Raw genomic sequence first — 12,345 nt, 5'->3', positions numbered from 1 at the left:
GTGGCATTGGCGGAGGGCTCCCACACGGGGGCGCACCTCCGGCAGGCCCTCCGGGGAGCCCCCGCGGGCCATGCGTGAGAAGGGCCTCCGCCGCCTCGCCATCTGGGTCGAGTACGACGGCGCGGAGTTCCAGGGGTGGCAGGTCCAGCCGGGCGCCCGCACCGTGCAGGGAGAACTCGAGCGCGCCCTCTCCACCCTGTGCGGCGAGGAGATCCGCATCGTGGGCTCGGGCCGCACGGACTCGGGCGTCCACGCCCTGGGCCAGGTGGCCCACTTCGACACCTGCTCCGGCATCGAGCTCCTGAAGATCCGCCTCGGCGCGGGCGGCTTGATCGGCAAGGACCTCGCCGTGCTGGACTGCCGCGAGGCGGCGGACTTCCACGCCCAGCACGATGCCCTCGGCAAGACCTACCGCTACCGCATCCTCAACCGGCGGGCCCCGAGCCCCCTCCGCCGCGCCCGCACCTGGCACCTGCGGGCCCCGCTCGGCGTGGAGCGGATGCGGGAGGCGGCGGCCTTCCTCGCCGGGGAGCACGACTTCGCGGCCTTCTGCCGGGAGCAGGGGAGGCCCGCCTCGACCGTCCGGCGGCTGGACCGCCTGGAGGTGCGGCGGGAGGAGGACGAGGTGGTCATCGAGGCGGCCGGGAACGGCTTCCTGCGGCACATGGTGCGCACCATCGCGGGGACGCTGGCCCAGGCGGGGCGCGGGGATCGGACGCCCGAGTCGGTGCGGCGGGCGCTGGAGTCGCTGGACAGGACCCAGGCGGGGCCCACGGCCCCCCCGCAGGGGCTCTACCTCGTCTCCGTGGACTACGGCCCCCGGACGCCCCCGCCCGCTCCCCCCGAGCCGGACGCCGCCGAGGCCACCCTTGACGCCGGCGAGGGTTTGTAGGTAAGGTCCGCGGGGTGGCTTCTTTCACCCAGATTGAGGGCGGCATGAGCGAGCGGTTTCTCCTCCCGGGGGCTTGGCCCTGGCGATGCATCACCCGGCTCCGGAAGGGGGATCCGCCCAGGGGGACGTAGCCGCATTTCCTCTCGCGCCGACGGCGACGCCATGGCGGACCTCCCAGGTTCCCATGGCGTTTTTGTTTGCCTGGGCCGCCGCCGCGGGGCGGCCTCCGAGGAGACCATGAAGAGCGAACGCTACGTGCCCGACCGGGAGACCTTCCTCCGGCTCGCCCAGCAGGGGAACGTCGTCCCCGTGTACCGCGAGGTCCTCGCCGACCTCGAAACCCCCGTCTCGGCCTACCTGAAGGTCGCGGACGGCCCCTACGCCTTCCTGCTCGAGAGCGTGGAGGGAGGGGAGAAGTGGGGCCGCTACTGCTTCCTCGGCAGCCGCCCGGCGGCCGTCTTCGAGAGCAAGGGGCGGAAGGTGCGCCTCACGCGGGGGGGCCGGGCCGAGTCCTTCGAGGCCGAGGACCCCATCGAGGCCCTGCGGGAGTTCATGCGCCAGTACAAGGCCGTCGAGGTGCCCGGCCTGCCCCGCTTCTGGGGCGGCGCCGTGGGCTACATGGCCTACGACGCGGTGCGCTTCATCGAGCGGCTGCCCGGGCGGGCGGGGGACGACCTGGGGCTGCCCGAGCTGGTCTTCATGATCACGGACAGCCTGATCATCTTCGACCACGTCACCCAGCGGATGAAGGTGGTGGCCCACGCCCACCTCGACGGGGCGGAGCCCGAGGCCGCCTACCGCGAGGCGGTGGCCCGGATCGAGCGGCTGGTCTCGCGCCTCCAGGACGCCCCGGCGGCCCCGCCCCAGGAGCCGCCCGCCCCCCCCGCCACGAGGCTCTCGGGCCATCCCGTGACCGGGGCTAAGGGGCTGCATTCTTCTTTCCCGCGCGCGGGCTTCGAGAAGGCGGTCGCCCGGGCGGTGGAGATGATCCACGCCGGAGAGGCCATCCAGGTGGTGCTGGCCCAGCGGCTGGAGAGCGCGCTGGACGTGCATCCTTTCTCCATCTACCGGGCGCTCCGGACGGTGAACCCCTCGCCCTACATGTTCTACCTGGCGCTGGGCGAGACCACCCTCGTCGGCGCCTCTCCCGAGGTGCTGGTGCGCCTCGAGGGAGAGAAGGTCGAGGTGCGGCCCATCGCGGGCACGCGGCGCCGGGGAAAAACGGAGGAGGAGGACCGCGCCCTCGCCGAGGAACTCCTCGCGGACGAGAAGGAGCGCGCCGAGCACATCATGCTCGTGGACCTGGGCCGCAACGACGTGGGCCGGGTGTGCGAGCGGGGCACGGTGCGCGTCACGGAGCAGATGACGGTCGAGCGCTACAGCCACGTCATGCACATCGTGAGCAACGTGGTGGGCAAATTGGACGAGGGCAAGGACGCCTTCGACGTCCTGCGCGCCGCCTTTCCGGCGGGCACGGTCTCGGGCGCCCCCAAGGTGCGGGCGATGGAGATCATCGAGGAGCTGGAGCCCGTCCGCCGGGGGCCCTACGCCGGGGCGGTGGGCTATTTCGGCTTCGGCGGCAACATGGACACCTGCATCGCCATCCGCACCCTCTTCGCCCGGGAGGGGAAGCTCTACCTCCAGGTGGGGGCGGGGATCGTGGCGGACTCGAAACCCGAGTTCGAGTACGAGGAAACCATCAACAAGGCCCGGGGTACCCTCCGCGCGCTCGAGCTGGCGCGGACGGGGCTGCTGTAGCGGCCCGCTGTGAAGGTTTGGATTTTTCCCTCTCCCTCTGGGAGAGGGTAGGGTGAGGGGATTCCGTAGGGGCGGGTTTCAAACCCGCCCCTACGGACACGGCCCTTATCCAGTGGCTTTGGGAGACGACATGCCATGCCGCGCGTCCTGATGATCGACAACTATGACTCCTTCACCTACAACCTCGTCCAGTACCTGGCCGAGCTGGGGGCGGAGGTGACGGTCTGGCGGAACGACCGGTTCCGGCTTGAGGACGTGGAGAGGCTCGGGCCGGACCTCATCGTCATCTCGCCGGGGCCGGGCCGCCCCGAGAGCGCAGGGCTCTCCATGCCCCTCATCGAGCGCTACGCCGGGCGCTATCCCATCCTGGGGGTGTGCCTGGGGCACCAGGCCATCGGCGCCGCCTTCGGCGCCAAGGTGGTGCGCGCCCAGCGGATCATGCACGGGAAGACCTCCGAGGTGCTCCACGACGGCCAGGGGGTCTTCGAGGGCCTCCCGGACCCCATGACGGCCACCCGCTACCACAGCCTCCTCATCGACCACGCCGGCCTGCCCGGGGAGATCGAGGTCTGCGCCCACACGGCCGAGGGCGAGATCATGGGGGTGCGGGTGAAGGGGGTGCCCGTCGCCGGGGTGCAGTTCCACCCCGAGTCCATCCTGACGCCCGACGGAAAGTCGCTCCTCAAGAACGCGCTCGAGGGCGGCGTCCGGGCCTGAGGCTTGAGGCGGGCCCGGGGCGGGGGTATGGTTCCCCATCGTCCGGTTCCGAACAGGGTCCGTAGGGGCGAAGCATGCCTCGCCCCTGCAGAAGGCGTGGTGGAGGCGTAGGGGCGCATGGCAATGCGCCCCTGCATCGGCAAAGGGGAAGGGGTGTTCGCATGATCCAGCAAGCCATCGCCAAGCTCGTGCAGAACCAGCACCTCTCGGCCGCCGAGGCCGAGCAGGTGATGGATCAGATCATGACGGGGGAGGCCACCCCGGCCCAGATCGGGGGCTACCTCGTGGCCCTTCGGATGGCGGGGGAGACCCCCGAGGAGATCGCCGGGAGCGTCCGCTCGATGCGGGCCAAGGCCACCCGCGTCTCCACCAAGCACCCCCTGGTGGTGGACACCTGCGGCACGGGCGGGGACGGCGCCCACACCTTCAACATCTCGACCACCGCCGCCTTCGCGGTGGCGGGGGCGGGCCTGCCCGTCGCCAAGCACGGGAACCGCTCGGTGTCGAGCAAGTGCGGGAGCGCCGACGTGCTCAAGGCCCTGGGGGTGAACATCGAGGCGGCGCCCGAGCGGGTGGGCCTCTGCCTGGACGAGGCCGGCTACGGCTTCCTCTTCGCCCCGATGCTCCACGGGGCGATGAAGCACGCCATCGGCCCCCGGCGGGAGCTCGCCATGCGGAGCATCTTCAACGTCATGGGTCCCCTCACCAACCCGGCGGGGGCGCAGTGCCAGCTCGTGGGGGTGTACGACGCCTCCCTCACCGAGCTCGTGGCGGAGGTGCTCGGGAAGCTCGGCGCGAAGCGCGCCCTCGTCGTCCACGGCCACGACGGGATGGACGAGCTCACCCTGACCGGCCCCACCCGGGTCTCCGAGTGGGACGGCCACCGGGTCAAGACCTACGATGTGAAGCCCGAGGCGGCGGGTCTCAAGAGCGTTCCCGCGAAGGAGCTCGCCGGGGGCGATCCCGCGCAGAACGCCGAGATTTCCCGGAGCATCCTCTCGGGCGAGAAGGGCCCCCGGCGTGACGTGGTGCTCCTGAACGCCGCCGCGGCGCTCATGGCCGGGGGAAAGGCCCAGGGCCTCAGGGAGGGCGCCGAGCTGGCCGGGAAGGCCATCGACTCCGGCGCCGCCCTGCGGGCGCTCGACCGCCTCGTCGAGCTCTCGAACGCATGACCCTTCAGTCCCTCACCGTCCTGGACGAGCTGGTGGCGGGCGTCCGCGAGGACCTGGCGGCCGACCAGGCCGCCCTGCCCGAGCGGGAGCTCTCCGCCCGGGCCAAGGACGCCCCCCCGGCCCAGGGGCTCCTGAACGCGCTGCGGATGCCGCCCTCGGGCCTGGACCCGGACGGAGGCCGGGTGAGGGTCATCGCCGAGGTGAAGCAGGCTTCTCCCTCCCAGGGGGTGATCGCCTGGGCCTTCGACCCGGGGGCCATCGCCCGCCGCTACGAGGCGGGGGGTGCGGCGGCCATCTCGGTGCTGACCGAGCGGCGGCGCTTCCTCGGGAGCATGGACCACCTGCGGGCGGTGCGGGCGGCGGTCCGGCTCCCCGTGTTGCGCAAGGATTTCATCTTCGACCCCTACCAGGTGGTGGAGGCCCGGGCGGGCGGGGCGGACGCCATCCTCCTCATCGCGGCCATCCTCGAAACCCACGAGATGGAGGACCTGCGGCTCCAGGCCGAGGATCTGGGGATGGACGCCCTGGTCGAGGTCTACGCCGGGGAGGAGATGGACCGGGCGCTCGCGGCCGGGGCGCGCCTCCTCGGGGTGAACAACCGCAACCTCAAGACCTTCGAGGTGGACGCGGGCCACACCCTGCGCGTCTTCAGCCGCCTCCCCGCCCCCCGGCGGGGGCAGCTCGTCCTGGTTTCCGAGAGCGGCATCCTCGGCTGGAAAGACGTGGCCCCCCTGGCCGGGGCCCGGGTGGACGCCGTCCTCGTCGGGGAGGCCCTCATGCGCGCTCCCTCGCCCGAGGGGCTCTTGGCCGAGCTGCGGGGGCTTCCGGCCCGCGCGGGTTAGATTCGTGGGTGGGGGATGAAGGGTGCGGGCAAGGGAGGAGGTCATGTACCAGGAGATCATGTACTACAGTGATGGCCTGAAAATCGCGGCGCACATGTACACCCCCAAGGACTGGAAGAAGGGCGATCCGCCCCGGCCCGCCATCCTCTGCCTCCACGGCTACAGCGGGATGAAGGAGGTCTACGGGATGGACGTCCCGCGGAGGCTGTGGGAGGAGGGCTACTTCGTCCTCGCGCCTGACCACCGCGGCTTCGGCAAGAGCGAGGGCCAGCGGGGCCGCCACCGCCCCCTCGAGCAGGCCCAGGACACCTATGACGCCATCACCTACCTGGAGACGGTGGAGGGGGTGGACCCAGGCCGCATCGGCATCTTCGGGACCAGCTTCGGCGGGGCGAACGCCGTCTGGGTGGCCGCCTTCGACGAGCGGGTGAGGGTGGTGGTCACCTCGGTGGGGGTGTTCGATGGGGAGCGCTGGATGCGCTCGGTGCGCCGCCCCTACGAATGGACGGCCTTCCGGGAGAAGGTCATGGCGGCGGCCCGGCGGCGCGTAACGACGGGCGAGGCCGCCACCGTGCCCCTCCCCGAGATGATGCTCTGCGACCCTCACACCGAGATGGTGCTCAAGGGCCATCACCAGCGGCACCCGCACTACGTGAAGGACTATGATCTGGAAAGCGCCGAGGCCTGCTGGCGCTACAAGCCCGAGTGGGTGGCGGGGCGCATCGCGCCCAGGCCCGTGCTCTTCATCTACGCCGAGCATGACCACCTCGTGCCCGTCCAGGAGCAGCTCTCCTGCTACGCCGCCTGCGGGGAGCCCAAGAAGCTGATCAAGCTGCCCGGGGCGGAGCACTACGAGTCCTACAAGTTCTGCAACCCCGCCCTCCACGAGATTGGGATGCGGGAGGCGGTGGACTGGTTCGGGCGGCATCTGTAGGCGGGGGGCCCCTCTCGAGGAGGCAGGCACAGGGGCCTTCTGCCACAGGCGTGGGCGTCGGACCTGATCCCGTAGGGGCGGTTCGCGAACCGCCCCTACACGTGCAATCGGGGGCGGACACTCGAATCCGCCCATCCCTCCCGCCCTTCATCCCCGCCCCCCTCTGGGGTAGGATGCCGCGTTTCGCGGGTTCCAACGGAGGGGATTCGATGCCGAAGGCCGGGACCAAGCCCATCCGGGTGAGCTACCTGGGGCCGGAGGCCACCTTCACCCACGAAGCGGCCCTGCGCCACTTCGGCAAAGAGGCGGAGTACCTGCCGGCGGACTCCATTGCGGCCATCTTCGACGAGGTGGAGGTGGGCCGGGCGGACCGGGGGGTGGTGCCGGTCGAGAACGCCCTGGAGGGCACGGTCAATGTCACCCTGGACCGGCTCGTGGACTCCCCCCTGGTCATCGCGGGGGAGGTGCGGCTGCCCATCGACATCCACCTCCTGACCAAGGCGGAGGGGATGCGGGACATCCGGCGGGTGCTGAGCCACCCCCACGCCGTGGCCCAGTGCCGGCGGTGGCTCCAGAAGCACCTGCCGGGGGTGGCGGTGGAGGAGGTGGCGAGCACCTCCCGGGCCGCGCGGGAGGCCTCCCTGGACCCCTCCCTGGCCGCCCTGGGGAGCCGGATGGCGGCGGGGCACTACGGGCTGAAGGTGCTGGCCGAGAAGCTCGACACCGAGAGCATCAACGTGACGCGCTTCTTCGTCCTGGCCAAGGAGCCCGTCCCCAAGAAAGGCCGCGCGCGCACGAGCCTCCTCTTCGTCGTGAAGAACGAGCCGGGCTCGCTCTACCGGGCCATGGGGCCCATCGCCGGGGCTGGGGTGAACATGACCAAGATCGAGTCCCGGCCCTCCCGGCGGAAGGCCTGGGACTACGTGTTCTTCATGGACGTGGAGGGGCACGCCGGGGAGCCCCCCCTGGCGGGCTGCCTGGAGTGCCTGCGGGGGGAGGTGGAGTACCTGCGGGTGCTGGGGTCCTATCCGGCGGAGGAGTAGGCGCGGAACCGCGAATGTGGGACCGGCTCCCGCCGCTTTTGTCTTTCCCTCCCCCTCCGGGGGAGGGTGGGGTGGGGGAAAGGCCGCTGGTGGACTTCCCCCTAACCCCCTCCCGCCTGCGCGGGCCGAAGACCTCCCACCTCCGGGAAGCTTCGCTGCGGCGGGCGAAGGCCCGGCGGAAAGGGGAGGAGCAAGCACGGGGGCGGCGCCGCGAGCCTCCCTCACCCGGGGTCCCCAAAAATCGAAGATTTTTGGGGTGCCCTCACCCGGAGCGTTCAAGCGGCAGGCGCTTGAATGCTCCCCCCTCTCCCAGGGGGAGAGGGAAAAGGCGCCCCGGCGGCGGCTGCAGCGCATGTGGGAGGTAGCGATGAAATTCCAGACGGCGCAGCCGGTGGCGGGCATCACGGTCTACCAGCCGGGGAAGCCCATCGAGGAGGTGGAGCGGGAGCTGGGGATCAGCGGCTCCATCAAGCTCGCCTCGAACGAGAACCCGCTCGGGCCCTCGCCCAAGGCGCTGGAGGCGGTCCGGAAGGCGCTGGGGGACCTCAACCGCTACCCGGACGGCGGGGGCTACTACCTCAAGCGCGCCCTGGCCCGCCACCACGGGCTCGCGCCCGAGAACTTCGTGCTGGGGAACGGGACGAACGAGGTGCTGGAGCTCCTGGCCCACGCCTTCCTCGACCCGGGCGACCCGGTGGTGTTCTCGGAGGGGGCCTTCATCGTGTACCTCATCGTCGCCCAGCTCAGCTCCTGCGAGATGCGCACCACCCCCATGCGGGACTTCACCCACGACCTGGACGCCATGACGGCCAAGGTGGACGAGCGGACGAAGGCGGTCTTCATCGCCAACCCGAACAATCCGACGGGGACGGCGGTGGGAGAGAAGGCTCTGCGCGGCCTGCTGGAGCGGGTGCCGGAGCGCACCCTCGTGGTGGTGGACGAGGCCTACTGCCACTTCGCCCACCGGGAAGACTACCCGGACGCGGTGAAGATGCTCCGGGAGCACCCCAACCTGGTGGCCATGCGGACCTTCTCCAAGGTGTACGGCCTGGCGGGGCTGCGGGTGGGCTACGGGGTGGCCCATCCCGAGGTGGCGGCGGCCATGGAGCGGGTGCGGGAGCCCTTCAACGTGAACTCCCTGGCCCTGGTGGCGGCCGAGGCCGCCCTGGAGGACCACGCCCACGTCGAGCGGGGGGTCCGGGTGAACGCCGAGGGGCGGGAGTTCTTCGTCCGGGAGCTCGCGGCGCTGGGGCTGCCCTTCGTCCCCACCCAGGGGAACTTCATCATGGCCGAGGTGGGGGACGCCAAGGAGGTCTACGAGGCCCTCTTGCGGGACGGAGTCATCGTCCGCCCGGTGGCCGGGTACGGCTTTCCGAGGCACCTGCGGATTTCCATTGGCACGCCCGAGGAGAACCGCCGGGTGGTGGAATCCCTCGCCGAAATCATGGCAAAATAAGCTGTGGAACCGACAATCTAACAACGGGTTGAACGGGTTAACCTCATCCGATTTTTTGTTTTCGGGGGCTTCATGCCATTTCTCTTCGAGCAGGCGACCATCATCGGGGTGGGGCTCATCGGGGGCTCCTTGGCCCGGGCGGCGCGCGGGCGAGGGCTCATCCGCCGCTTCGTGGGTGCCGGGAGGGGTGCCGCGAATCTGGAGCGCGCCCTCGCCCTGAGGGTGGTGGACCGGGTCTCGGCGGACCACCGGGAGGCGGTGGGGGACTCGGACCTAGTGGTGATCGGCACCCCGGTCCAGGCCGCCATCGAGGTGGCCCGGGCCATCCTCCCGGCCATGCGCCCGGGGGCCGTCCTGACGGATGTGGGGAGCGTGAAGGGGCCCTTCGTCCGGGCGGTGGAGGGGATGGACATAGGGGGAGTACGCTTCGTCGGGGGCCATCCTATCGCCGGCACCGAGAAATCCGGGGTGGAAGCGAGCTTCCCGGAGCTTTTCGAGGGCCGGCGGGTCATCCTCACCCCCACCCCGAGGACGGACCCAAGGGCGATCGAGGCGCTCAAGGCGCTCTGGGAGGAGGTGGGGGCCCGGGTGGACCTGATGGACCCCGGGACGCATGATCGGATCCTGGCCGATATCAGCCATTTACCCCACCTTGTTGCATATGCTTTGGTGGATGCCGCGCTGAAGGGGGAGGGTCTCCCCTACGCGGCCGGGGGCTTCCGCGACTTCACCCGGATCGCCTCGAGCAGCCCCGAGATGTGGCGCGAAATCTGCCTGGACAACCGGGAGGCCCTCCTGGCCTCGCTGGGAGCGTTCGAGGCGCACCTGGCCGTCTTGCGGCGTGCGGTGGAGGCCGGGGACGGCCGGACCCTGGACGAGGTCTTCCGGCGGGCCAAGGCGGGCCGGGACGGCTGGCTCAGGGACAAGGGCTGGGCATGAGCGCGGGCATCGTCATCCCGGTGGACGGCCCGGCCGGCTCGGGCAAGAGCACCGCCGCCAAGGGGGTCGCCGAGCGCCTCGGGTGGGATTACCTGGAGACGGGGGCGCTCTACCGGGCGGTGGGACTCCTCGTCCTGGAGCGGGGCGGGGACCCCGACGACCCCGAGGCGGCGGCCCGGTGCGCCCGGGAGATGCGCTTCGAGTGCCGCCGCACCCCGGACGGCTGGCGGAACTTCCTGGAAGGGCGGGACGCGACCCAGGCCCTGCGGGAGGAGCGGGTGAGCGACGCCGCCTCCCGGGTGTCGGCCATTCCGGAGGTCCGGCAGGCCCTCCTGGGCTTCCAGCGGGCCTACAAGGGCCGCCGGGGGGCGGTGATGGACGGCCGGGACATCGGGACGGTGGTGTTTCCCGAGGCCCGGCTGAAGTTTTTCTTGGATGCGGACATTGAGGTCCGGATCGAACGGCGCTTCCGGGAGCTCGAGGAAAAGGGAATCTCCTTCGACCAAAAACGGCTGGCCGAGGACATCCGGGCCCGGGACCGGCGCGACCGGGAGCGGGCGGAGGCGCCCCTCTTGCCCGCGGGGGACGCGGTTTGCATCGACACCTCCCGCCGGTCCATTGACCAAGTGCTGGCCTTCATGCTAGACAAAATCCGCCAGGTGTACGGGGAAGTGATTGAGGCGACTTGAGTTGTGTTGACGCCCCCCCAACCCTGAAATAAGATGGACGTACCGCTGTCACTGGTCGCCGTCGGCTCGACGGGCGCTTGGGGCGCCATTCGAGGGGCGGCTGTTTCCCCCCTTTTCACTTCTTGAGGCTGGCCTCGCAGATGACCGAATCACCCACCCCCTCCCTTTCGCGCAACATCGATATCGCCGAGGGAACCGACCCGGATTCCCTCTCGCCCGAACAGATGGAAGAACTCTACGCCTCGACCCTGCAGGTCAAGGACGGGGAGATCGTCAAGGGCCGCGTCGTCGGCTTCGAGGGCGACTACATCCTCGTGGACGTCGGTTACAAGTCCGAGGGCCTGGTGCCCCGGAACGAGTTCCCGGACGGGGGCCGCAAGCTCCAGCCGGGGGACGAGGTCGAGGTCTACGTCGAGGAGCGCGAGGACGAGGACGGCCTCATCGCCCTCTCTAAGGAAAAGGCTAACCGAATCAAGGTCTGGGACGAGATCAGCAAGGCCTACGACAACGGCCAGACGGTCTCGGGCGAGGTGGTGGCCCGCATCAAGGGCGGCCTCACGGTGGACATCGGGCTCAAGGCCTTCCTGCCCGGCTCCCAGGTGGATCTGCGGCCCGTCCGTAACCTCGACCAGTTCATCGGCAAGCGCTTCGACCTCAAGATCATCAAGCTCAACCGCAAGCGGGGGAACATCGTGCTCTCCCGCCGCGTCCTCCTCGAGGACGAGCGCGCCGAACTCAAGCGCGAAACCCTCTCCAAGCTCCACGAGGGCCAGCAGATCGTGGGCGTCGTCAAGAACATCACCGACTACGGCGCTTTCATCGACCTGGGCGGCATCGACGGCCTGCTCCACATCACCGACATGTCGTGGGGGCGGGTGAGCCACCCGAGCGAGCTCCTCTCCATCGGCGACACGGTCAAGGTGGTGGTCCTCAAATACGACCGCGAGCGCGAGCGCGTCTCCCTGGGCCACAAGCAGATCACTCCCGACCCGTGGGAGGATGTCGAGATCAAGTATCCCCCGACCGGCCGGGTGAAGGGCCGGGTCGTCTCCATCACCGACTACGGCGCCTTCATCGAGCTCGAGCAGGGGGTGGAGGGGCTGGTCCACGTCTCCGAGATGTCCTGGACGCGGCGGGTGCGGCATCCTTCCAAGATCGTTCAGGTCGGCGATATCGTCGAGGCCGTGGTGCTGAACCTCGACAAGGAGGCGCGGCGCATCTCGCTCGGCATGAAGCAGATCGAGGCCAATCCCTGGACCACGGTGGAGGAGAAGTACCCCGTGGGCACCCGGGTGCAGGGCAAGGTGCGCAACCTCACCGAGTTCGGCGCCTTCGTCGCCCTGGACGAAGGCATCGACGGGCTCATCCACATCTCCGACATCTCCTGGAGCCAGCGCTTCAAGCACCCCTCCGAGATCCTGCGGAAGGGCCAGGAGGTCGAGGCCGTGGTGCTCAGCGTGGACGTCGATAAGGAGCGCCTCTCCCTCGGCATGAAGCAGCTCGCCCAGGACCCCTGGACCGAGATCGAGAAGCGCTACGAGGTGGGCGACGACGTCGAGGCCAAGATCACGAAGATCACCAACTTCGGCGTCTTCGCGGCGCCCGAGGACGATCTCGAGGGCCTCGTCCACATCTCCGAGCTGAGCACCCACAAGGTGAGCAAGCCGGAGGAGGTCGTCCACGTGGGCGACACCTTCAAGATGCGCGTCATCAAGATCGAGCCCGACCAGCGGCGGCTCGGCCTGAGCATCCGCGCTTACGTCGAGGCCACGGGCGACGACCCGATCGTCAGCCGCGCGCCCGAGCCGGCGCCGTCCGATGTCCCGGCTCCGGAGGATCCGAGCGCCGCCGAGGAAGAAGAGGGCGGCGGGAGGTAAGGGCCGACGCCCGCGCCGGAAGGTGA

General features: G+C 70.2%; 11 protein-coding genes. All 11 read left to right on the top strand.

Annotated elements, in window-relative coordinates:
* Nucleotides 1–70 precede the first annotated feature (70 nt).
* The 11 genes from truA (at nt 71) to HYZ11_15645 (ending at nt 12,319) form a co-directional block, all read left to right on the top strand.
* The gene (truA, locus tag HYZ11_15695; GenBank protein ID MBI3129049.1) at nt 71–892 is read left to right on the top strand and encodes a tRNA pseudouridine(38-40) synthase TruA; all 822 of its coding nucleotides are present in this window, start codon (nt 71–73) and stop codon (nt 890–892) included.
* A 237-nt stretch (nt 893–1,129) separates the two neighbouring features.
* On the top strand, nt 1,130–2,650 hold the full coding sequence (trpE, locus tag HYZ11_15690) for an anthranilate synthase component I (GenBank protein MBI3129048.1): 1,521 nt from the start codon (nt 1,130–1,132) through the stop codon (nt 2,648–2,650).
* Nucleotides 2,651–2,785: 135 nt separating this feature from the next.
* Complete coding sequence (locus HYZ11_15685; GenBank protein ID MBI3129047.1) at nt 2,786–3,367, top strand: aminodeoxychorismate/anthranilate synthase component II; 582 nt, start codon at nt 2,786–2,788, stop codon at nt 3,365–3,367.
* A 161-nt stretch (nt 3,368–3,528) separates the two neighbouring features.
* Nucleotides 3,529–4,539, top strand: coding sequence for an anthranilate phosphoribosyltransferase (gene trpD, locus HYZ11_15680; protein ID MBI3129046.1), 1,011 nt, complete (start codon nt 3,529–3,531; stop codon nt 4,537–4,539).
* Nucleotides 4,536–5,381: an indole-3-glycerol phosphate synthase TrpC gene (gene trpC / locus HYZ11_15675; GenBank protein ID MBI3129045.1), complete on the top strand. Its 846-nt coding sequence runs from the start codon at nt 4,536–4,538 to the stop codon at nt 5,379–5,381. The genes trpD and trpC overlap by 4 nt, the downstream gene beginning before the upstream one ends.
* A 43-nt stretch (nt 5,382–5,424) precedes the next feature.
* A complete protein-coding gene (locus HYZ11_15670; GenBank protein MBI3129044.1) occupies nt 5,425–6,315 on the top strand; it encodes an alpha/beta fold hydrolase in 891 nt (296 codons plus the stop codon).
* Nucleotides 6,316–6,524: 209 nt separating this feature from the next.
* A complete protein-coding gene (gene pheA / locus HYZ11_15665; protein MBI3129043.1) occupies nt 6,525–7,358 on the top strand; it encodes a prephenate dehydratase in 834 nt (277 codons plus the stop codon).
* Nucleotides 7,359–7,710: 352 nt separating this feature from the next.
* The gene (locus tag HYZ11_15660) at nt 7,711–8,814 is read left to right on the top strand and encodes a histidinol-phosphate transaminase (protein MBI3129042.1); all 1,104 of its coding nucleotides are present in this window, start codon (nt 7,711–7,713) and stop codon (nt 8,812–8,814) included.
* A gap of 72 nt (nt 8,815–8,886) precedes the next feature.
* The gene (locus tag HYZ11_15655) at nt 8,887–9,753 is read left to right on the top strand and encodes a prephenate dehydrogenase/arogenate dehydrogenase family protein (protein ID MBI3129041.1); all 867 of its coding nucleotides are present in this window, start codon (nt 8,887–8,889) and stop codon (nt 9,751–9,753) included.
* Nucleotides 9,750–10,442 carry a (d)CMP kinase gene (locus tag HYZ11_15650; GenBank protein ID MBI3129040.1) on the top strand — a complete coding sequence of 231 codons (693 nt, stop codon included), beginning with the start codon at nt 9,750–9,752 and terminating at the stop codon, nt 10,440–10,442. The genes HYZ11_15655 and HYZ11_15650 overlap by 4 nt, the downstream gene beginning before the upstream one ends.
* A 224-nt stretch (nt 10,443–10,666) precedes the next feature.
* On the top strand, nt 10,667–12,319 hold the full coding sequence (locus tag HYZ11_15645; GenBank protein ID MBI3129039.1) for a 30S ribosomal protein S1: 1,653 nt from the start codon (nt 10,667–10,669) through the stop codon (nt 12,317–12,319).
* Nucleotides 12,320–12,345: the final 26 nt, after the last annotated feature.

The sequence above is a fragment of the Candidatus Tectomicrobia bacterium genome (genome assembly GCA_016192135.1).
Lineage (GTDB): Bacteria > UBA8248 > UBA8248 > UBA8248 > UBA8248 > 2-12-FULL-69-37.
This window is presented reverse-complemented; position numbering and strand designations above follow the sequence as displayed.